We start from the raw sequence: 24851 nt of genomic DNA, 5'->3' as shown, positions 1-24851 counted from the left end.
TCCATGAGAAGGCTACAAATAACAAAAGTTTCTGGTAAAAATTCTCTCCATCTATGGTGGAGAGTAAAAAATCCCTTGCGCACGGCCTTTAATTACTGTCTAATCCAGATTTCAAAGAAAATTCCTTCACTTAGCATCAAGAATTTACTGCTTTCGCTGACAGGAATTCGGATAGGTAAAGACGTTTCAATCGCGCCGGACGTAGATTTTGACTTCTTATATCCTGAACTCATTGAAGTAGGGGAAAATTCCATCATCGGCTATGGAGCTGTAATACTTGCACACGAATTTTTGATAGACCAATTTCGTGTGGGGAGAGTTAGAATAGGCAAAAATGTAGTTGTAGGTGCACGCTCTATTCTATTGGCAGGTATAGAGATACGTGATAATGCGACGGTCGGAGCGGGCAGTATCGTAACAAAAAACGTGGGAAAAAATCAACTTGTTTGTGGTTCACCTGCCAGAATAATCAGAAAGCAAGGAAAGACGCATGAAAACCACTAATCTCCGTCAGATACTCATCCTACTCCTCATCTTTGCATCTATCTATGGAATTTACTACTACTCCTATGCATTTAAGAAAGTAAACATCTATCTTTGGCTGTTTGTAGCGGATTCCCCTCTATCTATCATTCTTGCTCTGGCCGTACTCCTTAACCCCTCCCATGATCCTTCTTTACTTTTATTACGTTATCTTTCATCAATTGCTCTTATAAAGTATGGAATTTGGACCATTTTCCTGATGGCGTTCTTCCATCCACAAGTTTATCTTTCAGAAGAAAGTCTTCTTAATTCTCTTATTTTTTTCATCTTACCCCACATAGGAATGGTGGCTTTGTCTATCCTTACTATCCCTTACAAACGCACTCTTCTTATAATTCCTGCGTCTTTATTCTTTTTTTTAAACGACTATGTAGATTATTATATTGGGGTAGAAAAAATAATTATCCCTCCAAATGACTTTGAGGCAGTTGCCCACTTCTCTATCTTTCTATCTGCATTATCCTCATTAGTGGTTTTTTTGCTTGCAGGAAACCCCATAGTTCAAAAAACGCAATTTTTTATATACTCTTATATCAAAAATAACAATGCAAACAAAAAAGATGAAGAAATTAAGTAATATCTAAGAGGTGTCCATCATATGGGTTTAAGGCCAGCTAGAACTTGCAGAAGTATAAAAAAAGTTGCTTGGACAAGATACTCAAAAAGCACTCCAAAAAAATCGTATATCAAAGCTATGCCCCACCTTTCTCTTCATGTATATAAAATGGGAAAGGATTCCGATTCGTATAATATACAGTACGACTTTGTCGCAAAGCAGCCAGTGCAGCTTAGAGACAACGCAATAGAAGCATCAAGGCAAGCGGTAAATAAGTATCTTGAAAAAGTAATGCGAGACCAATACCTATTTCATGTTCTTGTTTTTCCCCATCAAGTCCTAAGAGAAAACAAAATGATAGCTGGAGCAGGGGCAGACAGGCTTCAGAAAGGAATGCGAATGGCTTTTGGACGCACCACGGACAGAGCAGCACGGCTCTATCCAGGTCAATCACTGTTTAGAATCATGACAACAAAAGATAAGGAGGATGCCGTTCTTGAAGCTTTTAGACGAGCGCGTTGCAAGGTTTCCGGAAAGTTCGTTGTTGAAAAGAGGCCTATCTCCGCATAGTAGCTGGTGTTCCTATCTCCGCATAGTAGCTGGTGTTTATAATTGGATCACTCAAACAGGGACATAAATACTCAAATAGATATACTCGTAGAGTTTCTCAAATCAAAAAAGGTTGTTGAAGTTTCAGAGGCAGCGTCAGTCTGTGGGCTCGGTATAAAAGACACAGAAAGATGGCTTCGTGTATTAGAAGAAAGAGGCCTTATTGAGTTAGAATACTTACTTACAAAGACATATGTTCGCTGGAAAGGAAAGAAGGCACATGTAGACCATAAGGAAAACTTAGTCTCACAACCTCACGAAAAAGAATTGGAAAAAGAAGATACTCTGTCCAGTCCCTCTCTTCCCCAAGCTTTCTCTCAAACCGAATCCGCCTCACCGCCTTTGAGAAAGCCGAAAAGTAGAAAGAAGAAAAAGCCATTAAGCCTCAACCTTTCTGCCAACCGACTTAAAGAATATATTGCTGAAATAGAAAAAGAAAAGAAGGTTCTTGCAAAGTTGCATTCAGAAAAAGAAAAAATATACGAAGAGGTTTACCTTCCAATCGAAAAAAGAATGGATACTCAGCTTCAAACGATAGCAGAGAGATTACTAGAAAAGGAAAAAACAATTTTATTTCTTCAGCAGAGAACAATGGAAATTCCGGAGACAGCACAACAGATGGAGTCATACCTCGAAAAGATAGCATCTATCGATATAGAAGCAAGGAAAGTGTTTCAAAGCCTAAAGACTCAGATTGAAAAACTACTTATAGAAATCAATCAAGCAAGATATGATACAACAAAAAAAGTAGAAGAAAATGAAAGAGATCTCTTTGGAGCCGAATCCAAGCTCATTGATCTTGTTCAACTTTTGGAGAAATCAAAAGAGGAGCAGCAAAAGCTCCGTTTAACCATCCAGGAAGCGACTGCACAAATAAGACAGAACATGGAGCATCTAGAGGCGGCTCAAAAAACCTATGATTCAATAGAAACAATTACAAAAAACCTTTCTTTACGACTCTTACCAATGCGTTCTTCCCTTGAAACTCAAAAGCAGAAGATCAAGGAACTCTCAGAGCAGATAAATAGACTTTCACACATTGATCGAACAGTGGTTGAATACATTAACGAATACTCGCGTCGTCTTGACGAATTTGAACGTTTTGCGCAAGAGAGTCAAAAAGCATACGAGTCTCTTAGGGAATCCGTAGAAACAAATTTTGTCAGACGATATATCGACGAGTTAAAAGAAGTATCTGAAAAAAACCTTTTTGAAGCCATCTCTGCACAAAGGACAGAGGAAGAAATAAACAGGCAGATTGAAGCTTCCAAAAAGAGAATAGCGGATCTTATAATTGAGGCAAAAAGTATAGTCAAGTCAATAGAAGCATCAGTCAGCACTGATGAAGAACCTCCAGGTGTTGGCGTTGATACACTCAGGTTACGAGCAAGGAGTGCTTATGAAAACTTTTCTCAAGCAATAACATCCAGAGACACTCTTCTTGAACATCTCGGAAATTTAGAACACAATGTTGTCCCAAATAAAAAAGAAAAAAAAGAAAAAAAGAAGGACCTTTCAAAGAAAAAATAAAGGCACAATTAACATGTAGGGCTTAGTCCAAACCACTCAGCATCCCATTTTTTTGGTTGTTCATTTTCTTTTTTTGTTTCGTCATTAACTTGCGGCTCTGGCGCACCGATCCAAGGCGCACAGTCTCTGCAATCGTGATACTCACTAACATTTTCGATTTTTTTGTCTTTGCTATCTGATTGAGTTGCTTTGATAGCTTGAATAGCTGCCTCTGTGAGGGGTTTTGTTATCAAAAACGATGACGACCTCTTTTTCTCGACCCCAGTTTCACTACGCATTTCTGGGCTTCTGAGTATTCCTTTCTTCAGATTTATTGTTCCGATACTAGTCATAAATAACACCTCGCTGATGAATTGTATTGAAGAGATCAGCTTAAAAGAAAAATTTACCAAAAAAGAGTAGCCTATATTCGTCAATTGCAGTTGTAACCTGACAAATTGCGTCTACAGTGCTTCTAGGGAGATTCGTACAACTTATCCTTCCTACTTCTTGCATCGTCAACGATGGCAAGCCAGGAATCCCCAATTTTTATTAAATAGTTTCCAAATGTCTTAGATATCCTTATAATCATCGGTCTATACTTCCTTGATGACTCCTTCGAACTGACAGTCTTCCTCTCAACCTTTATCATACCGACTCTTCGGAGCCTGGGTAAAACCCTATTGTAAAACGTTGCCTTCGATACACCAGATGTCCTGACAAATTCATTTACGTCAGAGCCACTCATCTCACATTTTGACACCAGACAAGAAATAAACGATGTTGCACACGCATAATACTTCTGCTGGTACTTTTTTGGAAAAACAAAATTTAGTACCTCCTCCAAACTCCATAGATTTCTTGTTATATTCTCATTTGAATCTTGAAAAATTCTCAAATGGTGACTATCATGAGGGGGGAGGTACATGGCTTCATGAGACGGGATGCCTCTTGAAGCAATACCTTTCCTTCCCTGCACCTCCAACTCTTCATCTTTTTTTTCTTCCATATGCCTTCACTATGAGAATAAAAGTTATAAATATTAGATTCAAATTAATTCCAAATAAATCTTTTAGGAAAGGTGAAATTTAAATGGTTGTAAGACTAGGGGAGAAAGTGCCTGATTTTGAGGCCAAGGCCTTCGTTGATGGAGGGGAAAAAACCATAAAACTTTCAGATTATGGAGGAAAGTGGGTAATTCTTTTTTTCTACCCTGCAGACTTTACATTTGTATGCCCCACAGAGCTTGAAGAGTTAGCAACTCTTTATGATAATTTCAAAAAAGAAGGTGCAGAGATCCTAAGTATAAGTACTGACACCGTCTTTGTACACAAAGCTTGGCACGATAACTCCCCCGCTATAAAAAAAGTGAAGTTTCCCATGCTTGCTGATCCATCAGGGCGAATTTGCAAGGAATTTGGAACGTATATCGAAAAAGAGGGCATCTCCTTTCGAGCAACATTTATAATAGACCCTGATGGCGTCCTCAAATGCCTTGAAATGAACGAAAACGCTATAGGAAGAAGTGCAAAGGAAACTTTTAGGAAGCTCTTGGCCTGCAAATTCATACGCGAAACAAAAGGGGAAGTATGTCCGGCAAGCTGGGAGCCTGGCAAAAAAACAATAAGACCAAGCTTAGACCTTGTCGGAAAAATATGACTATCAACCTACCAGATAAACAAAATATTAATTCCAATCCTTATTCTCATTTCCAAATTTTTGTATAAGATGGGTAAATCATCATCTTTAGGATAAGTATTGCTTTATCCATCAAACTAAGGCCATACGTCTTTGAAAATACATCATAGCCGCTTTTTTCAATGCTGTCAAGGATTTTTGCATAAACCGCACCCATAAGCAGAGCTGCAAATCGGGAATCTTCTTCAATGCAACAAAGAACTTTTTCAGCTTTCTCGAAATATTCCTTTACCCTTCTAACTTGAAATTCCATAAGTCTTCTAAATTGGGGGTTTAATACCTCGCTGAAAAGCTCCTCTTCTGAATAACCGTACTTTCTTAAATCCTCGATTGGGATATAAATCCTCCCCCTTTTTGCGTCCTCACCAACATCCCTAAGTATATTTGTAAGCTGAAGTGCAAGGCTAAGATACTTGCCATATTTCTCTGCTTTTTTATCTTTTATCCCAAAAATATGCAACGAGATAGTACTCATCGTAACTGCAACCCGTTCGCAATATTTAAGAAGATCCTCAAAAGAGTTGTATCTCTTGATAGCCAAGTCCATTTCACAACCCTCAATTAACCCCAAAAATGCTTGTTTGGGTATCCCATATTTTTTTACAGCATCCTGCAAAGCAATGGTTATTGGATGGTTTGCTTTTCCCCTATAGCAAAGTTCCAATGCCCGCTTCCACTTCAAAAGGAGACTTTTTTGATCCACACTTCTAGATTCATCAACTATGTCGTCCGCATATCTACAAAATGCATATGAAGCAAATATAGCGTTTCTCTTTTCCTTTGGAAGAAACGAAAAGCCAAGATAAAAATTAGATCCCCGTTCTCGCGTTATCTTTTTGCAGTATTCATAACATTCCTCCAACCTATACTTTCCTCTTTCCATCAAGCCACCCATCTTTTTTTCCGTGGACACCAAACACAGTTTTCTATGTGATTACACCTTTCAGCCTTTCCTAGACCTATTTTTGCAAGTGGAATTAAAAGCTTTTTTGAGAAAGAAGCAGTATTTAAGTCTTTCAAAAATTTACGGAAATCACCTCTCCTTTTTGCCTCTTCCAATAAAAATTTTAAATAAGGATTCCCTCCCCATTCATAAATCCAGCGATTTAGTATGCCAAGCTCCAACATCTCTCCAAACTCTCTTTTCCAAAGCAAGTCGTAGTCCATCTTCTCAGTTATGCTTCTAGCTGCAAGATATCCAGAACAAATCGCATATCTCAACCCAAAACCAAATACAAAATCCTGAAATCCCGCCGCTTCCCCCACATATATTCTACTACCTACCTTTGCTGATTTAGTTAAATAAAAAGAAACGAAGTTAGTCTTTATTCTCGCATTCCTCATATCCAAATCTTTTTTTTCCCTTGCTCGTTCGATAGTCTTTTTGAAGTAGGCATCAATATTCTCAAAATTCTTGGTTATTGCAGTACAGACTGTACCTACTCTATCAGCAACAACCAAATAGGCATAGCCACCTGGTGCAATTTCGTTGTCCAAAAAAACTAAGAACGTATCCTCTAGCCGAGTTTCAAAAATAGCCTCCCTTGCTAATCCTTCCACAGATGATGGTCCAGTTGCAATAATCTGCGGTTCCTTACACCTAGACATAAAATTTATCTTTACCCCTTTTCTTTCAGCCTGTTTTTTGAGTGCATAATCCAGCATCCCCTTTTGATTTCCTCTACGCACAACATACCATAAAGGCTTTTTTGAAGATAGGACGGCGTCCTTATCTCTTCCCGCTATCACTTCGATATCAAAGAAGGGCTTTGAGTAAAAGTTGGGCTCTATCCCAACATCCTCAAGCCAATCGAAAACATCTCTTTGGCTGGTATAATTTTCAAGAAATTGAAGACTCCCCTCCCATTTCATTCCAACATCTTTTTCCTTTTCAAAAACTTCTACTTCAAACTGGTCTGCCAAGTTTATTGCCGCAGACAAACCAGCCGGTCCTGCTCCTGTTATGCTTATCCCTTTCTTTTTCATTCTAAAATCCTCTAGAGTCCCATATTAATATGGACTACGTAGCTTCTTGCCAATCTTCTTCAAATATTTTTTTATATTCATCTACTATCTTTCCACTTAGAATTACTCCTGCTTCGCGATTGGTAGCAAAAGCGGATCCAGAGAAGTTCATACTGCCAACCAATGCTCTTCTTCCATCAATAATCATAAATTTTGAATGAGTAAGCGTAAATCGCTGGCTTGCCATCTTAATCTCAATCCCTTCTTGTGCCATTTTCTCTATCAACTTCCATTCTTTATCAGCATCTGTTCGCCTTTCAACTATAAGGCGCACACGAACCCCTCGCTTTTTTGCTTCAATTAAGGCTGATGACGCCTTTTCATTTGTGAATAAATACACTTCAATATCAATGCTTTCCCTTGCAGAATCGATAAGGCTTATTATGTCTTTTTCAGCCCCTGGAGAAAAGACAGGTGTGGCATGTGTGGCTCCAAAAAGAGGAAGAACCAAGTCGCTGAACAGTATTAAAAGAATTGTCATAAAGCAGAGAGAAAATATAGCGCCCGCAATAAATGCGCAATCTATCCTATCCTCTTTTTTCCATTTCATTAAACTCATCCAACATACGTACTCCGACATCGCCATTTCTTTTTACAGATTCCATCGCATCAAGAAGTGCAAAGGCCGCTTCAAGGTTTGTTATGCATGCAATATTGCTCTCAATCGCTACCCTCCTAATTTTAAACCCATCGGTTTGGGCATCCTTACCCTTAGAGGGAGTGTTTATTACTAACGATATCATACCATTTTTTATGCTAGAAATAACGTTTGGTTCGCCTTCTCCTGCCTTATTCAAAACGACAGCGTTTCCTATGCGCTTTGCAGTTCCTTCCGTGGCACAGACTACAAAACCAAGGGCGGAAAATCTTTTTCCAAGCTCATAAGCATGCTCTTGGTGTTCTTTCTTTAAGCTTATAAGCACAGCCCCACGTATAGGAATGTTCAAATTAGCCCCAAGAAGGGATTTGTAATATGCTACTCCAAAATCATAGTCGATCCCCATCGCCTCGCCCGTACTCCTCATTTCAGGTCCAAGTACGAAATCAACTCCCGGCATTTTTAAGAAGGGAAAAACCACGCTTTTTACTGCATAATGAGAAATTTTTGCAGAACCTCCTTTTGGAAGTGAGAGCTCAGAGAGTTTTTTTCCTAAAATAACTTTAGTAGCTATCTTAGCAAGCGGCACGTTTATTGCTTTGCTCAAATATGGAATTGTCCGCGAAGCTCTCGGATTTGCTTCAAGCACATAAACTACATTATCTTTTACTACGTACTGTATATTTATTGCACCAATATTTTTCATCCCCAACGCTATCTTTTTAGAATATTCCAAAATTTTTTTCTGTACCTCAGGGATAAGTTTAATGGGCGGAGTAACACAACTAGCATCACCCGAATGAACTCCTGCACGTTCTATATGCTCCATTATTCCACCAACAAAAAGTTCTTCTCCATCGCTTACTCCATCAATCTCACACTCGACTGCTTTTTCTATATATTTATCTATCAAAACTGGATGATTGTTTGAAACCTCAACAGATTCTTCAATATATCTTCTTAGTTCATCATCTGAATAAACAATCTTCATTGCCCTTCCAGCAATCACGTAACTTGGCCTCACGATTACAGGGTAACCTACTCTTCTTGCAACGGAAAGAGCTTCCTCTTCACTGGTTGCACTCCCATTTTCTGGTTGATTTATTCCAAGGCTCTCTAAAAACTTTCTAAACCTCTCTCTATCTTCAGCAGTGTCTATGTCCTCTGCCTGCGTCCCAAGTATCTTCACACCTGCAGTTGCAAGCGGTTGTGCAAGATTTATTGAAGTCTGCCCTCCAAATTGAACTATGACTCCATCAGGCTTCTCCCTCTCTATTACATTCATCACGTCCTCAAAGGTAAGCGGTTCAAAATAAAGTCTATCTGAAGCGTCAAAATCAGTACTTATTGTTTCTGGATTGTTGTTTATCATAATGGATTCATACCCACACTCCCTAAGCGTAAAGGACGCATGGCAGCAACAATAATCAAACTCTATCCCCTGCCCAATCCTTATAGGACCAGAACCCACTACCAAAACCTTCCCTTTCCGCAGTTTTAAAGAATTCTCGTTACCCGATTCCTGGACTTCATCTTCGGTGCCGCTATAAGTTGAATAGTAGTACGGGGTTTTTGCCTCAAATTCGGCTGCGCAGGTATCAACCATCTTGTACACCGGCATAATCCCCCATTCCTTTCTTTTTCTCCTAACCTCCATCTCATCTATCCTGCAGAGCTCCCCAATTTGAGCATCAGAAAAGCCCATCTTTTTTGCCCTTTTAAGGATTTCCCTTTCAGGGCCACCTGACTCCAACTCCTTTTCAATATCTATTATACCCTTGATTTTGTTCAAGAACCAGCGGTTTATGGCCGTAACCCGATAAACCTGTTCAATGCTCCACCCTCTTCTAAACGCCTCAAAAATTGCAAAAATACGAAAATCAGTCGGTCTGGAGAGGTGTTCCTCTATCTCATTTTCTTTTATTTTTGGCTTTTTAATTTCAAGAGACCGCAAAGCTTTCTGTAGGGATTCCTCAAAACTTCTCCCTATTGCCATCACTTCGCCGGTGCTTTTCATTTGTGTGCCAATTGTGCGAGAACATTCCGGAATCTTGTCAAAAGGCCATCGGGGGATTTTAGTTACCACATAATCCAACGCAGGTTCAAAGGAAGCAGGCGTAGTGCCAGTAACCATGTTCCTTAGCTCGTATAACGAGTATCCCAGAGCCAGCTTTGCCGCAATTCTTGCAATTGGGTAGCCGGTTGCTTTCGATGCAAGTGCACTTGATCTTGAGAGGCGTGGATTTACTTCAACAACCACATACCTTCCTGTTTTTTGGTCCAGAGCAAATTGGACATTACATCCGCCAACTACTCCAAGCGCCCTTACAATATCTATTGAGGCCTTCCTTAACATTTGGTGCTCAACATCAGAGAGGGTCTGTGAAGGCGCTACGACTATGCTCTCGCCAGTATGTATGCCCATCGGATCAACATTCTCCATGTTGCATATGCATATGCAGTTATCCTGGGCATCTCGCAGGACTTCGTACTCTAGCTCAGCCCAGCCAGCGACACTTTCTTCAACAAGTACTTGGCCTATAGGACTTATCCTAAGTCCAAGAGATAGAAGATGTTCAAATTCGCTCATGTTGTTTGCCTTTCCACCCCCCGTCCCCCCAAGCGTGTAGGCTGGTCTCAAAATAACTGGAAATGAAATTTCATGAAGAAACCGTTCCGCTTCATCAAAATTCGAAACGGCCGCGCTACGTAGATACGGTTGATTTATCTTGGACAGAGTTTCTTTGAACTTCTCCCTATCCTCTGCAAGCTCAATTGTGGAAACGCCGGTTCCAAGAACCCTTACTCCATACTTTTCCAGGATTTTCTTGTCATGAAGCTCTTTTGCAAGGTTTAGTGCAGTCTGCCCACCCATTGTTGCGATAATTCCGTCAGGTCTTTCTTTTTTAATAATTTTTTCTACAAACTCCGATCTGAGCGGCTCAATATAAATGATATCAGCAATTTCTTTATCTGTTTGGATAGTGGCAGGATTTGAATTCACGAGTACTGTGCGAACTCCTTCCTCTTTCAATGCAGTACAAGCCTGAGATCCAGAATAATCAAATTCAGCTGACTGTCCTATAACTATAGGCCCAGAGCCTATAATTAAAACTTTTTTTATGGATGCATCTTTTGGCATGATATCTCCTCTCTTGTTTGTGCCTTTCTTGTTTCAATACTTTTTTCCAAGTAGATAGAGCATAAGCGCTTTCTGTACGTGTAGTCTATTTTCTGCTTCTTCGTATACAACAGATTGAGGCCCGTCTATTACTTCAGTAGTTACCTCTTCGCCCCTGTGAGCGGGAAGGCAGTGCATAAAAATTGCATCCTTTTTAGCAACTTCCATAACCTTCCTGTTTATCTGAAACGGCATAAACATCTTTAATCTTTTTTCTCTCTCCTTTTCCTGGCCCATAGAAACCCACGTATCTGTATAAACTACATCAGCATCCTTTGCCGCTTGCATTATGTCATGGACAATCTCGACTTTGCCCAGCCTTCTTGCACTTGCAAGATAAGTAGCATTTATCTCGCATTCTGAAGGGCATGCCAGCGTTACATCCATGCCAACAGTTGTACATGCTACCATAAGCGCATTTGCCATGTTATACCCGCAATCACCTGCAAATACAACTTTTGCATTCCTATGCATTCTCCCTCTTTCCTTCATTGTAAGCAAATCAGCCAAAGCCTGGCAAGGATGATCCAACTCTGTCAATCCATTTATCACAGGAACTCGTGACCCCCTTGCAAGCTCTTCCAGGTCAACATGCTTGTTGAGGCGAGCCATGATTAGATCAGAATACTGCCCTAACACTGCACCTGTGTCGTACATCGTCTCTCCCCTTGATATCTGAGAAACAAAAAAGTCAAGAAATATAGCATGCCCGCCAAGCTGCGCCATTCCTGCTTCAAACGAAACTCGCGTTCTTGTTGACGGCTTTTCAAATATCATTACAAGTACCCGGTTTTGAAGAATATTTGACGTCTTCCCATTTTTGTAATCAGCTTTTAACCTCTGGGCCATTTGTAGGATTTCCTCAATATCGTGCAGTTCAAGCTCATCTGTCCTCAACAAGTCCATATCTACTCCTCTTTTAAATATTTTACAAACACATCAAACAGATGTTTAGAGTCTTGCGGTCCAGGGGACGCTTCCGGATGATACTGCACAGAAAATATGGGAAGTGATTTGTGCATTAATCCTTCGTTTGTCCCATCATTTAAATTTATGTGTGTTTCTTCAAATTCATCACTAACTTCATTTGCGTCTACAGCATATCCGTGATTTTGACTTGTGATTGCAACTTTTTTAGTTTTCTTGTCTAGTACTGGATGATTTGCACCCCGGTGCCCGAATTTTAATTTATATGTTCGTGCTCCAGCAGCTTGTCCCAAAAGCTGATGTCCAAGACATATCCCAAATATCGGCAAATCAAAGAGTTTGCGCATAACCTTCGTTATGTCCTTTAAAAGCGCAGGATCGCCCGGTCCATTTGACACCACTATGCCATCTGGTTCAAAACTCCGGATTTCTCTTTCGCTTGAAAACGCGGGTACAACTACCACACGCACATCTCGTTCTTTAAGCTGCCTTATAATTCCCGCCTTTACTCCGCAATCTATTAAAACAACAGTTGGAGGCCGTCTATCAAACGATTTTGAAGACGGTTCAATCACATAAGGTTCCTTTGTAGTTACTTCCTTTACAAAATCTGTCTTTGAATAATCCACACTCCTTGCTAAAGAAAGAAGTTTATCCAAATCCGGCTTTCCGCTATAGACTCCAAGCGCAGCAGGCATCACCCCTCCATCTCTTATCTTCTTTACAATATGTCTCGTATCTATCCCTTGAATTCCTGGAATTCCAAATTCTTCCAAGAATTCTGAGATGCTTTTTTTTGCGGTGTAATGCTCATACCTTTCAGACGCTTCAAAGACACAAAAACCTCTTACATGAATCTTTTTGCTTTCAAAATACGTCTCGTTCACACCGTAGTTTCCTATAAGCGGATAACACATAAGGAGTATCTGGCCTGCATACGACGGGTCGCTCAATGCCTCTTGATAACCCATCATCGAAGTATTAAAGACAAGCTCGCCACAACTTTCACCTTCTGCTCCAAATCCACTTCCAAAAAAATAAGAGCCGTCAGAAAGCACAAGAGCAGCGTTCAAATTTTTCGAGTTCACAGAAAACCCAAGGATAATAATTTACATAGAAGTATTTATAATCTATACTATAATGTGTTTCAAGTTTTATTCTTCTATGATTTTATTATTCTTTTTATATGTTCAATCATCTTATCCGCTACATTTGTTCCGGTAGCTTTACAAAATCCTGTAAACTCCGGAGTGTGGTTTACTTCAAGTACCTTTAAGCCATCCGTTGATTTAGCCAAATCTATACCCAATATCTCCTCACCACCAAAAACTTCGCCAATCTTTGCACATACCTCCTCAATCTCCCCTTCAATTCTATACTCCTCCACCATACCGCCCAAATGATGGTTTGTTCTGAAATCGCCATTGTTTGAAATTCGAGAAATTGCCCCAATTACTTCTGTTCCGCAAACTATCACGCGAATGTCTTTGCCCTCTTTTTCTATATACTCCTGCATATAATAAATCCTGTGCATCGGATTCTGCATAAGCTCCTTGTATTCAAAAATAGCAGTTGCAGCTTCGGGGTCGTTAACCTTATGTACTAACCTGCCCCAACTTCCAACGACAGGCTTAACGACGTAAGGATAACTAATAATATCAGCGCTTTTTTTTGCAACCTCTGGGCTGAAGCAGATAACCGTTTTTGGGGTCTCTATACCTTCCTTGGCAAGCATCATTGAAGTTAATGCTTTATCCCCACACACCTCAAACGTATTGCTTTTATTTATGCTTCTCTTTCCGCTGCATTCCAGATACTTTGATATGTAAATACTTCTTGAAGTTGACACAGAACGCATAAAGCTTAGGTCCGGAAACGCATCCCCGTTTTTTTGTATGTCAAGGACGGCTTCCTCATCCTTTATCCTTCTAAGCATAACTCCACTTTTTTGGGCGGAATGAAAAATCTCCTTCGTCTCAAAACCAACAAAAGAGTAAACAACTCCAATCTCCATGACTTTAATTTTAAATGCAAAATTAAATTTAAGTAATGTTAAAACTTCAATCCAAAATGACTATTTTGTTAAATTTTAAACATCTATCTTTTATACCAGCTTTTACCATAACCCTGTCATGCCAAACTACTCTCAAGATATTCGTTTGTACCTTCGCGCACGCCCTATCCTTAGAAGACACTTAAAAGACAAAATAATAAACTGTTCTTCACTTGCGAAGTTGCTAGCGCTTGAGCTTTATCAAAATAAGAAAGCCCACGTCGCAATACGCGCTGCCCTTTTGAGAGAATCAAAAAAAGAAGATTATTTCGACAAGATAGAAGAAAACGCCTTAAATGTTCTCAAACGCAGCACTATTGAGGTTCGGACAGGTCTGTGCGTCGTTATATCAAAAGCCCCTCTAAAAGTTCCTGTCCTTGCAGTCTCCACTAGCAAAAGCGGGATAATGTCAGTTGTTGACCAAGAGAACATTGCAAATATAAGACATTACGAGCGACTTATAAAAAATGTAGATATGATTACAATATGCTCAGGAAAAGAGCTTGAGAGTACCCCCGGTGTGGTTTCCTTGATTCTAAATACACTTGCTCAAGAAGGGATAAATGTTGTGGAAGTTATATCATGTCATTACGACACTATCCTTGTTTTAAGCGCAAGCGATACTGAGCGAACATTTCAGTTGCTAAGGACATATATTTCAAAACCAAAAAGAAGAGTAGAAAAATAATGAAACATTTAAAACTTAGGTGTTACTATCCAATCTATGAAAAACACAAAGAATATGCTATGGGGAGGCAGGTTTTCGCAAACACCTAAAGCAAATTTGCTATCTTACAACAGCAAAGAGAACATTGTAAACGACTATCGCCTTATACCTTATGATATAATTGGTTCGATTGCCCATGTCAAGATGCTCAGGCACCAGAACATACTAACCAAAAAGGAAGCAGCATCGATTATCAAGGCACTTGAAAAGCTATTAAAAAAATACAAAAAAGGTCAGTTTTCCCTTAATCCTTCGTTGGAAGATGTTCATATGAATATAGAAGTTGAAGTTTCGAAAATGACCCCTCACGGAAAGAAGATGCACACAGCACGCTCAAGAAACGATCAAGTTATTCTAGATATGCGCCTTTACATGCGTGATGAGCTTATAAGTATTGCATTAATGATTCTAAATCTTTGCACTTCACTTGACCTATTGAAAAAAATAAATCTCCCATTCATTTCCTACACTCACACACGCGTTGCTCAACCAATAACCCTTGCCTTTTGGGCAGATAGCTATAAGAGGGCCATTTTGAGGGATTTGGAACGGATTTTTAATCTCCACTCACGCATAAATCAAAATCCTCTTGGTGCATGCGCAGTTGCCGGTACAACTTGGAATATAAATAGAGAGTACACTGCTAAGTTACTTGGCTTTCAAGGCGTGCAAGATAATGCTCATGACGTTTCAACAAACAGAGGGGAACTAGAAAGTGAATTCGTCTATATCCTCTCCTCAATTATGATTAAGCTCTCACGCATATCAGAAGAATTCCTATTTTTATCCGAAAAAGGGATTATAGAAATACCAGATGCTTATTGTACTGGCTCATCTATTATGCCTCAAAAAAAGAACGCTGACTTTCTGGAAATTATGCGTGCTAGAGCTTCTCGCACGATAGGAAATTTGCTGTCAATCCTTACTATACTAAAAGGACTTCCTTCAGGGTTCAACTCAGATACGCAAGAGATCAAACCACTACTTTTCTCCTCAATTGATATGACCAAAGAATCTATCTCTCTAATGTCAGAGGTATTACCTCAAATCAAGATTAACAAAGAAGAAGTAATATACGAGCTTGAAAAAGGATACGCTTGTTCCACCGAACTTGCGGACCTTCTTTGCAAAAAAGGAATTCCATTTAGAGAAGCACATGAGCTTACTGGAAAAATAGTAAAAGAATGCATACAAAAAGAAATTTATCTCTCCTCGCTTACATCAAAAGAACTTGAGCTTAAATCCGGAATAAAAATCTCAGATGAAGAGCTAAAAATAGCAACAAATCCTGACAAATCAGCTGATGCCAGATTTGATATGGCACATATTGACTTGTCGGCTTACAAAAGGGCGGTTTTCAGATTAAGAAAAAAATCACAGTTGCGAATTTAGATCTCTTTTTCAAGACTTCCAACAACAATAGCAAAAACAGCTCCTAAAATAGAGCCAACAACAACGCCCACATAGAGAGGATACTCTTTAAGAAAAAAGAGCATGACCAGTATGCCAACAAGTGCCCCGCCTACTATTGAATATGCGAGTCTTTTTGCAAAAGCATCCATATGCTCCATTCAGATACCCTACAAATCCATCTGACTTAAGTCTATTCATGTAATCTTTTTAAACTTTTAAAATGAAATACGTTTCATGCTTGCAGAATTTATAGTCCTTTTTAGGGAAAGTATAGAAGCAGCCTTGATTATCGGGATAATGCTAACTTTTCTTCACAAAACAAAAAACATACAGCATGAAAAACATATCTGGGTTGGGGCGTGTAGCGGAGTTTTAGCAAGTATCATATTTGCCATATTTGTGAGCCATTTTCTTGGTGGATTTAAAGAGATTGAAGAGGTTTTTGAAGGAGTTTTTATGATTATGGCGTCTCTTCTTGTGACGTGGTTTATGCTATGGATGATAAAACAAAAAGATATTGAAAAAAAGATTCAAGCGGATGTAAAGGCGACTTTGCTATCTTCATCTTCTTTAGCTCTCTTTTCGCTCGCGTTCGTATCCGTTTTTAGAGAGGGAGTAGAATCCGTTTTATTTCTGGCAGGGATATACTTATCAACTGGTTCTCTTTCGCTTGTTTCATCAATATTGGGGCTTGCAAGTGCAGTTATGGTTGGTATAGCTATCTTTGAATACTCAAAAAGAGTCAATCTTCACTTGTTTTTCAAGATAACAACCACTATACTAGCTCTTTTATCAGCAGGCCTTCTTTCTCAAGGAGTGCACGAACTTCAAGAAGCTGGCATCCTCCCAACTTCAATAAAATCAGTTTATGACTTCACCCCACCAATAAACTCAGATGGAAGTTACCCTCTCTTTCATGAAAAGGGATATATTGGAAGTATACTAAAAGGCTTAATAGGGTATGACACTAACCCCTCACTTGAGCAGTTCGTTGTTTATTTCACCTATTTGATTATTTTCTTTTTTATCTATATGGGAAATAAAAATTGATTCAGCAACTCAAGACCTTCGTCATCATCCTGGTCAGAGCCAAGATTCAGAAATACCTCGATATCATCATCTTTCAAAATTAACCAAATATTGTTCCCATCCCTATCTCTGCACTGGTTTCTTCGTTTTCTATTTTTTCAGCAACCCTTCTAGCGACTTCTACATTTGCTTCATTTCCAATTCCACTCAACTTCTTTTTTGCAAACTCAAAGAATTTCTCCTCCTCGCTTACTAAGTAGAGATAACACTTGTTTTTATCCTCGCCAATAACGTCCCCATCACGGAGCTTATAGCCGTTCTTTGCAAATGAAAATAATCCATAAGGATCGTCTTCAAGTATTTTTTTTAAATCTGCTTTCTTTTCTATCATTATTTCATAGATTCTTTTCATTGTTCCTACCCCCCTCCAAGCGACTTTTCTTTTTTCTTATATTTAACACTTTTGAATCCGAAGCCCCCGACGAGATTTGAACTCGTGACCTCCTGTTTACGAGACAGGCGCTCTACCACTGAGCTACGGAGGCGCATATGAACAAGTTCAAGCATATTAATTTTTCATTCATATTTTAAAAACATGGACGACTTTCGCTCAAAGCTACAATCCCTATATCGCCACCTTCTTAGAAAACATGGTTACCAGGGCTGGTGGCCGCTTATATCAATTGGTTATCATCCTCGGGATTACACGTACCCAAAATCAGAAAAGCAAAAATTTGAAATATGCATAGGCGCAATTCTTACCCAAAATACATCTTGGACAGGTGCCTATAAATCAATTGAAAATCTCCACAGCCTCTCTCTTCTTGACCCCCAGCTCATCCTTCGGCAAGACAGAAAAAAATTAAAAAAAGCAATAACTCCGGCAGGTTACTCCAACCAAAAAACAAGAAAACTTTGTGAGTTTTCCAAGTTCTATATATCACTTCGGGGTAGGACTCCGACACGCACAGAGCTTTTGAAGGTTTGGGGCATCGGACCAGAAACAGCAGATTCAATACTCCTTTATGCCTACAAAGTGCCGACTTTTGTGATAGATGAATACACAAAGCGATTTCTTGCTAGTATAGCCATTCCCTCAGAGAGTCTTACGTATGAGCAAATGAAGGAGATATTCGAAAAAAACCTGAAAAAAAGTTACGAGCTTTATCAAGAATACCACGCTCTCATAGTTTGTGAGGAAAAAGAAAAATCAAAAATAGCAAAACGCCGAGGAGGAGAGATTCAGAAGCCGCCATAATTGAAGGCTTGCCCGTTCGAACTCCTAACCCCATTAAGGGACCAGTTCTCTCACAACCGTTCTCAAAGTTTCGAGACTGGCGCACTACCAGATTATGCGACCTCGGCACATATACTCTAAAAGTTATCTATTAAATTATTATTAATCTTGAGTGTTTAATCTTGATTCATCAAGGGTAATACCTATGAAGCCTTTCATAGTACTCAATTTCAAAGCATATAAAGAATCCACAGGAAAAAGGGCGGTCGAACTTTGCAAAGTTGCAAAACTCGTTTCAAAAAAGACAGGTACTAGAATAATCTGCTGCCCTCAGTCAGTCGACTTGAGAGAATGCACCCGAACAGGAGTAGAGGTTTTTGCTCAGACCGCCGAAGGTTTTGAAGCAGGTGCCCATACAGGGTCACTAATACCGTTTGCAATAAAGGACGCAGGTGCAACTGGAATAATGCTAAATCACGCTGAAAGAAAGATAAAAAAAGAAGAGCTTATATCCATAATCAATATTGCTAGGAAGCTATCACTTGAGCTTATTATCTGCGCAGCCAACGCACGCGAGCTAAAAATGGCTGCAAATTTAAACCCGGATTATATAGCTATTGAGCCACCTGAACTAATTGGAACAGGCATTTCAGTTTCAGTAGCAAAACCACAAGTTGTGATTAGAGCAATAAAACAAGTAAAATCAATTGCAGACATACCTGTTTTGTGTGGTGCAGGAATATCAACTGCCAAAGATGTAAAAAGGGCAATAGAATTAGGCACGTCTGGGGTTTTGCTCTCATCAGCATTTGTAATGTCTTCAAGACCAAAAAATCTTCTTTTAGAAATGGCGCTTGCGTGCATGCCCTCTATTGCATCTGGTAAATAATCGGTCTTTTTGAGAGTAGAATGCTTAAGCTAAGCTTTTCAAACGGCATTCCTTTTGTTAAATTATGTATCTCTTCTGCTACTTCGTCTACCTCCATCATTTTCTTTTCAGCTGTTTTTCTTATTGTAACTGCAATCTTGTTTTCTTTGATTTCTTTCTCTCCTACAACAGCTATGTAGGGAATCCACTCTCTTTCAGCCTCTCTTATCTTTTTTCCAAAAGTTTCTTGTCTATCATCTACATCAACTCTTACATTCTTTGAGCTTAATTTATCTGCAATTGCAAGTGCGTAGTCAATGTATTTTTCAGAAAGCGGTATAACCCTAACCTGAGTCGGCGCAAGCCAAAGAGGCAACATAGCTTTCTTACCTTCCGCAATTTTCATAGCAGCTGATTCAAGAAGTGCATAGACCACTCTTTCTAGACTTCCGGAAATAGAAGCATGAAGAATAATTGGTCTTTTCTTCCTTCCACTAGAATCAGTATACGCTATATCATAGTTATCGGCATTTTCAACATCTATCTGAACCGTTGAAAGGGCAGCAGCCTTTCCTGCACTATCCACAAAATTAAATTCAAACTTTGCAATAAAGTAAGCATATCTCTCATCAAACATTTCTACGAAAAATGGCTTCCTAAATTTTTTTGTAAGTTCAATAACCCATTCTTTGTTTTTATCCCAAAAATTTTTTTCTATCCTAAATCCCACTTCCAAGTCAAGTCCAAGAAGAGCTATCCATTCCATAGCCTTTTCAAACTGCTGTGTAAACTCCTTCTTTGCACTTTCCATGTCAGCGCACAGAGTATGCATATCTGGCATAGTAAATGCACGAAGCCTCTTTAAGCCAGTAACCTCCCCCGTTTGCTCTCTTCTAAAAGAATATCGTGTAAGCTCAAATATTTTTAGCGGCAATATTCTATAAGATATCACTGTGTCGTGAACAATAAGAAACTGTCCAAAACACGCAGCAAACCTCAAAAAATAGTTTTTATCGTCAGATTGGACAACATATTGGCGCGCGGGAAAACGGTTTAAGTATTTTTTTAGTGTTGGGTGCTCAAAATCATACATAATTGGAGTCTCAACTTCCATTGCTCCATAATTTATACAGTATTGCGAAATTGCAGTTTCTAAAAGCCTTTTTATTAACCTCCCATTTGGGTACCATCTTAAATTCCCAGAATCCGAGCCAGGTTCGCTATCAGCTATATTATGTTCATGCATCATCTTAATGTGGGGTGGCTCTTTTTCATATGCACGTACTTTCCTCATCTCATACTCTGCAAACTTCTTTAGTGTTGGGTAAGTTGAAAAATCAAATTTTTCTATCTCCGTAAGATTTCCTGTTTCATCCAATATATAATATCTCTTTAAAATTTTGTCCTCTAGCGAGAGCGAAGCAGAAATCGCTTCCCCACCTTTTTTTTCTACTCTCTTTTCGCCACCCTTTAGATCTCTTGACAACTCAGAAAGAGGATGGCCTTTGCATTTTATCTCAAATGATTTGTACCATCCAAATGGAGCTCTATGGACCTCAAAAGTTCCCCACTTACTGATGATACTTTCAATTTCTTTCATAATTTTCAGAGCAGCATTTGGATTAGCAGGATTTTGAGTGAGATGCACCCACGGATAAAGCACAATCCGACTACTTTTAACCTGAGTTGCTACGCTTCGTATCTCTTCTGATGCACTATCTGCCAATCCAGAAGCTCCCTCATCTCCTCTTTCTACTCCAATAAAACATACCAAGCACTCCTCAATCCTTCTTTTGCCTTTCTCTACCTCCTCAGCAGTCGCTAATGCTTTGGAAATTGGCTCAAATTCCAGAAAATCACAATGTACCGTAAGCAACTTCATAGTGTTATTTTGTAAGTAAGTATAAAAAACATATTTCTCAAAATAATCTCTTAAAATACTCTTCAGCTTGCTTGGTGGGTTTTTAAGATGAGAGAGATTTCTGAAGCTGTTTGGGAAATCGAAAAGGAAGAGGGTATGAACGTCCCTGGGTGGGTTTTTGGGAGTCACGTATTAGTAGAAAAAATGAAAAGTGGAAGAACTCTTTCTCAACTAAAAAATGTAGCCAGACTTCCAGGGATACTCAAAGCTTCTATGGTAATGCCTGACGGACACGAAGGATACGGGTTCCCTATAGGAGGAGTTGCTGCATTTAGTGTAGAGGAGGGAATAATCTCTCCAGGCGGAGTCGGCTATGATATCAACTGCGGCGTTCGTCTTATAGCAACTGACCTTACTGAAAAAGATCTTGAGCCAAAAAAGCGTGAACTTGTTGAAAAGCTTTTTCGCAATGTTCCAAGTGGTGTAGGCTCAAAAGGAAGACTAAAGCTTTCTGAGTCGGAATTAGACGAAGCACTGGTTTGGGGAGTTGAGTGGGCCATAGAAAAAGGATTTGGGACCAAAAAAGACAAGGAGAGATGCGAAGAATTCGGAAGAATAGGGGGGGCAGATCCCTCTGTGGTCTCTAAAACAGCAAAGAAAAGAGGCGCCCCACAGTTCGGAACAGTTGGAGCAGGAAATCATTTTGTAGAAATACAAAAAGTTCAAGAAGTCGCAGATGAGCGTACCTCAAAGATATTTGGCCTTGAAAAGGGAAAAATAGTTGTTATGCTTCATTGTGGTTCTCGAGGATTCGGTCATCAGGTCTGTAGCGATTCCTTGCACGAAATGATAGTAGCCTCATCAAAATACGGCATAACTCTTCCTGACAAAGAACTTTGTTGTGCGCCTATAAATTCACCTGAAGCAGAAAAATACATAAAAGGAATGAACTGTGCAATAAATTACGCTTTTAACAACCGCCACGTTATGATGCACTGGATTCGCGAAACTTTTGATGAAGTTTTTGGAAAAGGAACTTCTGAAAATATGCCTCTTATTTATGATGTGTGCCACAACATTGCAAAATTTGAAAAGCACGTTTACAACGGAAAAAGCATAACTGTTTGTGTTCATCGAAAAGGTGCAACCCGTGCCTATGGACCAGATTGCAACGACGTCTCCCCCACATATCGTTCAGTTGGTCAGCCGGTCTTAATCCCGGGGTCAATGGGCACAGCTTCATACGTTCTTATAGGTACAAAAAAGGCAATGGAACTTACATGGGGCTCAACTTGTCACGGTTCAGGACGAGATATGTCGAGGAGTCAAGCAATAAAAGAATTCAGAGACAAAGATATTGCCAAGGATCTTCTTGAAAAGAAAAATATCCTACTAAAAGCCGGGGACAGAGAGTTAGTTGCAGAAGAGGCACCACTTGCCTATAAAAACGTTGATGAGGTCGTCTTAAGTGTCCAAAAGGCCGGCATTTCACGAATTGTTGCAAAGACGGTGCCGGTTGCAGTTATTAAAGGATAAAGGAATAGAAGAAATCTTTATTAATCGGCCTCACTTATCTTTTCTTGGTGGATCTGGGTGTACAAAAAAAGGTGGATTACCGAAGCAGAATGGTATATCAAAAACCTCAAAAAGCATATAAAAAAGATTCTCGGATATCTCACTCACATAACGCACAAAGAAAAAGAAGAGATACTTTCAGCTTCTAATTCACTTCTTTTGCAAACTAGCAAAAAACTCCAAGAATTAGAAAATCCCAACTCCTCTTCTCCAAAGGAGTTTGTATCTGTGCTATGTTTTTGCAAAAACCTAAAAAAAGAAATGAACCAACTAAAGAGAGACCTACACGCTCTTATTTTAGATGCAAACTTAGAAGCCTTCAGCCGCCTAATCGAAGACTCTATTTTCAATATAACGAAAATTGAGGCAGAGGTTGAAGAGATAAAGCATTTGCCATATCCCCATTTTGCTGCAAAAGCGCATGACTTAGAATTACTCATATCCAAAGAAACAGCAAACATTAATCACCTCTATCTTCTGCTTCAAAATCCGCACGAATTAAGTCTTCCACCACAAGCCGACGTTGAGGAAGTCATATTAGAAGTTACCAATGCTCTTCTGCATCTAAATAAGCTTGAATTAACAGCAAAGAAAGTTCTTACGGCTTACGAATCCAACTCCAAAAGAGCAAGATTGGAGCGACTTAAATCCCATCTTGTTCAAGCAATGGTCGCAGCCCACTCAGGACATCTTTTAATAGACCATAGTAAAGTTTACATTAAAAGCACATTCAATAATCAAGATACAAAAATTTTTGCTCTCCATCGATCCATGAAAGAGGCGCTCATAGACTTCTTTGAAAACGAAGAAATAATAAACGCAATAAGCGAACTGAACAATAAAAAAAAGCATCGCATCGTTGGAAACTTTGAAATTCTTTTTGAAGATGAAGAAAAGCAACCAAGACAGATTAACCTCTCAATCGGCAAGGTTGTCCATGGCACTGAAACTATCACTTATCAGCCGGTCAGGATGTCCCTTAAAAAAGAACATATTCAAGAAGCAATGAAAAGAATCTCACACAAGCCTTTTTAATACTCAATTGCAAAATATTTCTTTCCCTTCAAAGGCTCAATACACTCTAAAATGTAGCATATAAATAAATAATTAGGAATTAGGAGGGTCAGCATGAGAGCACATAAATACATAACTATGAACTTTAGAAAATCTTACGTAGAAAAGTCTGAGTCATATAGGACAAGGCTTCACGCTTGGAGGAAAGAACCGGCAATCACAAGAGTCTCTTGCCCATCAAACATTGCGCGTGCCCGAACATTAGGCTACAAAGCAAAAGAAGGTTACGTAATAGCCCGCGTTCGCATTGCAAGAGGAAGAAGGAAAAGACGCACTCCAAAAGGAGGAAGAAAACCAGGTAAGAACATTATGTTTGTTTCTCCCTCAACCTCCTTGCAAGCTCAAGCAGAAGTAAGAGCAGCAAGAAAGTTTGCTCCACACGAAGTGCTAAACTCCTATTGGGTGGGACAAGATGGTAACTATAAGTACTTTGAAGTTATCCTCATCTCTCCAGAAAAAGTGCCAGAGCTTAATCTACAAAAGGGAAGAGCCTTCCGTGGCTTAACTCACAGTGGAAGAAAACATAGGGGTTTGGCGCGTGTTTGATTTAGTAAGATTACCTGTTTTCTCTCAAATGCCAAAAGGAATCAGAAAGCTCTATTCAATACCATCATTACCCCCTTCCCTTTTCTTACAAACAGATTCGCCCTCAAAAATAATTTCAAAAAAAGCAAAAATTATCTACTATCTAACTTCTTTTGAGCCATCTATGGGAGCTATAAAATCAGTAGCTGAAGGAAAGGGCGCATTTGCAATTCCAATCTTGCCACTTCTTAACGTTTCCGGTATTCAGAAGGCAGTTTTGCTTTCAAAGATGCGCAATTTTGTGCGCATATGTAAAAAATATAACGCAGACTTTTTTCCCTGCACACTTGCTCAGTCGCAAATAGAGCTTAGAAATGCACGTGAGCTTATAGGATTTGGAGAACTATTAGACCTAAGCGAAAATGAGTCGAGAGAAAAAATGAAAACTTTGAAGAGGATAATAGAATGAAACCTACTATGCGATTTAAGCAAAGGTACCTCCTTTTCAGAGTTGTTGGAAAGGATGCAGAACTAACTAATGAAAAAGAAGTAAGAAACTTCATCTTTTCTTACCTCTTGTCATTTTTTGGACAGGAAGGGTTTGCACGCCTCGCATTTAAGTTAATCTCATATAATCCTTACAAAAAAGAAGGAATCCTTCGCTGTGAAAGAAGTAACCTTGGAAGACTCATAGGTGCCTTTGCTATATCTGGCCGTATAGGCGAGCAAGAAGCAAGGATAGAATGTCTCTCCTCTTCTGGCACTCTCAAATCACTTCAAACCAAATAAAACAAATCCATTACAACTCATTAGGTATCCTTTTAAATCTTAAATACTAACCAT

General features: G+C 39.3%; 27 protein-coding genes and 2 tRNA genes. 15 read left to right on the top strand and 14 right to left on the bottom strand.

Features of this window, described 5'->3' with window-relative positions:
* Window positions 1-3 precede the first annotated feature (3 nt).
* The 4 genes from QXF67_00400 to QXF67_00385 are packed head-to-tail and all read left to right on the top strand — an operon-like array spanning window position 4 to window position 3238.
* Entirely contained in the window at window positions 4-504 is a 501-nt protein-coding gene (locus tag QXF67_00400) for an acyltransferase (GenBank protein ID MEM3059985.1), read from the top strand.
* The gene (locus QXF67_00395; GenBank protein MEM3059984.1) at window positions 491-1120 is read left to right on the top strand and encodes a DUF1405 domain-containing protein; all 630 of its coding nucleotides are present in this window, start codon (window positions 491-493) and stop codon (window positions 1118-1120) included. The genes QXF67_00400 and QXF67_00395 overlap by 14 nt, the downstream gene beginning before the upstream one ends.
* Window positions 1121-1141: 21 nt before the next feature.
* Window positions 1142-1669 (top strand): 50S ribosomal protein L16, encoded by a 528-nt coding sequence (locus QXF67_00390; GenBank protein MEM3059983.1) that lies wholly within the window; start codon window positions 1142-1144, stop codon window positions 1667-1669.
* A gap of 42 nt (window positions 1670-1711) precedes the next feature.
* A complete protein-coding gene (locus tag QXF67_00385) occupies window positions 1712-3238 on the top strand; it encodes a hypothetical protein (GenBank protein ID MEM3059982.1) in 1527 nt (508 codons plus the stop codon).
* An 8-nt stretch (window positions 3239-3246) separates the two neighbouring features.
* Here QXF67_00385 and QXF67_00380 read toward each other — a convergent pair whose 3' ends face one another.
* Both QXF67_00380 and QXF67_00375 read right to left on the bottom strand, forming a co-directional pair.
* Window positions 3247-3570 carry a hypothetical protein gene (locus QXF67_00380; GenBank protein ID MEM3059981.1) on the bottom strand — a complete coding sequence of 108 codons (324 nt, stop codon included), beginning with the start codon at window positions 3568-3570 and terminating at the stop codon, window positions 3247-3249.
* A gap of 122 nt (window positions 3571-3692) precedes the next feature.
* The gene (locus tag QXF67_00375) at window positions 3693-4226 is read right to left on the bottom strand and encodes a hypothetical protein (GenBank protein ID MEM3059980.1); all 534 of its coding nucleotides are present in this window, start codon (window positions 4224-4226) and stop codon (window positions 3693-3695) included.
* A gap of 83 nt (window positions 4227-4309) precedes the next feature.
* Here QXF67_00375 and QXF67_00370 point away from each other — a divergent pair, with 83 nt between their 5' ends.
* Window positions 4310-4876 (top strand): redoxin domain-containing protein, encoded by a 567-nt coding sequence (locus QXF67_00370; GenBank protein ID MEM3059979.1) that lies wholly within the window; start codon window positions 4310-4312, stop codon window positions 4874-4876.
* Window positions 4877-4922: 46 nt separating this feature from the next.
* Here the strand turns inward: QXF67_00370 and QXF67_00365 are convergent, their stop codons facing one another.
* From QXF67_00365 to QXF67_00335, 7 genes are all read right to left on the bottom strand, one after another.
* Window positions 4923-5798 carry a phytoene/squalene synthase family protein gene (locus QXF67_00365; protein MEM3059978.1) on the bottom strand — a complete coding sequence of 292 codons (876 nt, stop codon included), beginning with the start codon at window positions 5796-5798 and terminating at the stop codon, window positions 4923-4925.
* Window positions 5798-6901: an NAD(P)/FAD-dependent oxidoreductase gene (locus QXF67_00360; protein ID MEM3059977.1), complete on the bottom strand. Its 1104-nt coding sequence runs from the start codon at window positions 6899-6901 to the stop codon at window positions 5798-5800. The genes QXF67_00365 and QXF67_00360 overlap by 1 nt, the downstream gene beginning before the upstream one ends.
* Before the next feature lie 34 nt (window positions 6902-6935).
* Window positions 6936-7490: a phospholipase D family protein gene (locus QXF67_00355; GenBank protein ID MEM3059976.1), complete on the bottom strand. Its 555-nt coding sequence runs from the start codon at window positions 7488-7490 to the stop codon at window positions 6936-6938.
* Window positions 7468-10680 (bottom strand): carbamoyl-phosphate synthase large subunit, encoded by a 3213-nt coding sequence (gene carB / locus QXF67_00350; GenBank protein MEM3059975.1) that lies wholly within the window; start codon window positions 10678-10680, stop codon window positions 7468-7470. Before carB ends, QXF67_00355 begins: the two co-directional genes overlap by 23 nt.
* A gap of 33 nt (window positions 10681-10713) precedes the next feature.
* A complete protein-coding gene (gene argF / locus QXF67_00345) occupies window positions 10714-11625 on the bottom strand; it encodes an ornithine carbamoyltransferase (GenBank protein ID MEM3059974.1) in 912 nt (303 codons plus the stop codon).
* A gap of 2 nt (window positions 11626-11627) precedes the next feature.
* Window positions 11628-12734 (bottom strand): glutamine-hydrolyzing carbamoyl-phosphate synthase small subunit, encoded by a 1107-nt coding sequence (gene carA / locus QXF67_00340; GenBank protein MEM3059973.1) that lies wholly within the window; start codon window positions 12732-12734, stop codon window positions 11628-11630.
* 74 nt (window positions 12735-12808) lie between these two features.
* Complete coding sequence (locus QXF67_00335; GenBank protein ID MEM3059972.1) at window positions 12809-13660, bottom strand: RimK family alpha-L-glutamate ligase; 852 nt, start codon at window positions 13658-13660, stop codon at window positions 12809-12811.
* 118 nt (window positions 13661-13778) lie between these two features.
* Between QXF67_00335 and QXF67_00330 the strand changes: the two genes are divergently transcribed.
* Together QXF67_00330 and argH are read left to right on the top strand one after the other, a co-directional pair.
* On the top strand, window positions 13779-14387 hold the full coding sequence (locus QXF67_00330) for a hypothetical protein (GenBank protein ID MEM3059971.1): 609 nt from the start codon (window positions 13779-13781) through the stop codon (window positions 14385-14387).
* A 36-nt stretch (window positions 14388-14423) separates the two neighbouring features.
* The gene (gene argH, locus QXF67_00325; GenBank protein ID MEM3059970.1) at window positions 14424-15818 is read left to right on the top strand and encodes an argininosuccinate lyase; all 1395 of its coding nucleotides are present in this window, start codon (window positions 14424-14426) and stop codon (window positions 15816-15818) included.
* Here the strand turns inward: argH and QXF67_00320 are convergent.
* Entirely contained in the window at window positions 15815-15997 is a 183-nt protein-coding gene (locus QXF67_00320) for a hypothetical protein (protein MEM3059969.1), read from the bottom strand. The genes argH and QXF67_00320 overlap by 4 nt on opposite strands.
* Before the next feature lie 76 nt (window positions 15998-16073).
* Here QXF67_00320 and QXF67_00315 point away from each other — a divergent pair, with 76 nt between their 5' ends.
* Window positions 16074-16889 (top strand): FTR1 family protein, encoded by an 816-nt coding sequence (locus QXF67_00315; GenBank protein ID MEM3059968.1) that lies wholly within the window; start codon window positions 16074-16076, stop codon window positions 16887-16889.
* 79 nt (window positions 16890-16968) lie between these two features.
* Here the strand turns inward: QXF67_00315 and QXF67_00310 are convergent, their stop codons facing one another.
* A complete protein-coding gene (locus QXF67_00310) occupies window positions 16969-17280 on the bottom strand; it encodes a hypothetical protein (protein MEM3059967.1) in 312 nt (103 codons plus the stop codon).
* Between the two features lie 61 nt (window positions 17281-17341).
* Window positions 17342-17413 (bottom strand) — tRNA-Thr (locus tag QXF67_00305).
* Window positions 17414-17463: 50 nt separating this feature from the next.
* On the opposite strand from QXF67_00305, the gene QXF67_00300 reads away from it, so the two are divergent.
* Complete coding sequence (locus tag QXF67_00300) at window positions 17464-18126, top strand: hypothetical protein (GenBank protein ID MEM3059966.1); 663 nt, start codon at window positions 17464-17466, stop codon at window positions 18124-18126.
* Here QXF67_00300 and QXF67_00295 read toward each other — a convergent pair.
* Window positions 18094-18233, bottom strand: a tRNA-Ser gene (locus tag QXF67_00295). The two genes, QXF67_00300 and QXF67_00295, sit on opposite strands and share 33 nt — an antisense overlap.
* Window positions 18234-18310: 77 nt before the next feature.
* On the opposite strand from QXF67_00295, the gene tpiA reads away from it, so the two are divergent.
* Window positions 18311-18994: a triose-phosphate isomerase gene (tpiA, locus tag QXF67_00290; protein ID MEM3059965.1), complete on the top strand. Its 684-nt coding sequence runs from the start codon at window positions 18311-18313 to the stop codon at window positions 18992-18994.
* Here tpiA and QXF67_00285 read toward each other — a convergent pair.
* Window positions 18975-20855 (bottom strand): threonine--tRNA ligase, encoded by a 1881-nt coding sequence (locus QXF67_00285; protein MEM3059964.1) that lies wholly within the window; start codon window positions 20853-20855, stop codon window positions 18975-18977. The two genes, tpiA and QXF67_00285, sit on opposite strands and share 20 nt — an antisense overlap.
* 87 nt (window positions 20856-20942) lie before the next feature.
* On the opposite strand from QXF67_00285, the gene QXF67_00280 reads away from it, so the two are divergent.
* The 5 genes from QXF67_00280 to QXF67_00260 all read left to right on the top strand — a co-directional run bounded on the left by QXF67_00280 (window position 20943) and on the right by QXF67_00260 (window position 24797).
* On the top strand, window positions 20943-22370 hold the full coding sequence (locus QXF67_00280) for an RtcB family protein (protein MEM3059963.1): 1428 nt from the start codon (window positions 20943-20945) through the stop codon (window positions 22368-22370).
* Window positions 22371-22427: 57 nt separating this feature from the next.
* Window positions 22428-23444, top strand: coding sequence for a hypothetical protein (locus QXF67_00275; protein ID MEM3059962.1), 1017 nt, complete (start codon window positions 22428-22430; stop codon window positions 23442-23444).
* Between the two features lie 93 nt (window positions 23445-23537).
* The gene (locus QXF67_00270) at window positions 23538-24029 is read left to right on the top strand and encodes a hypothetical protein (GenBank protein MEM3059961.1); all 492 of its coding nucleotides are present in this window, start codon (window positions 23538-23540) and stop codon (window positions 24027-24029) included.
* Window positions 24022-24477, top strand: coding sequence for a hypothetical protein (locus QXF67_00265; GenBank protein ID MEM3059960.1), 456 nt, complete (start codon window positions 24022-24024; stop codon window positions 24475-24477). The genes QXF67_00270 and QXF67_00265 overlap by 8 nt, the downstream gene beginning before the upstream one ends.
* Complete coding sequence (locus QXF67_00260; GenBank protein MEM3059959.1) at window positions 24474-24797, top strand: Rpp14/Pop5 family protein; 324 nt, start codon at window positions 24474-24476, stop codon at window positions 24795-24797. The genes QXF67_00265 and QXF67_00260 overlap by 4 nt, the downstream gene beginning before the upstream one ends.
* The last annotated feature ends 54 nt before the right edge of the window (window positions 24798-24851 follow it).

The sequence above is a fragment of the Candidatus Anstonellales archaeon genome, from assembly GCA_038869735.1.
Lineage (GTDB): Archaea > Micrarchaeota > Micrarchaeia > Anstonellales > CG1-02-47-40 > JAWCQO01.
The sequence above is the reverse complement of the archived record's forward strand: the minus strand, read 5'-3'. Positions and strand labels throughout refer to the sequence as shown.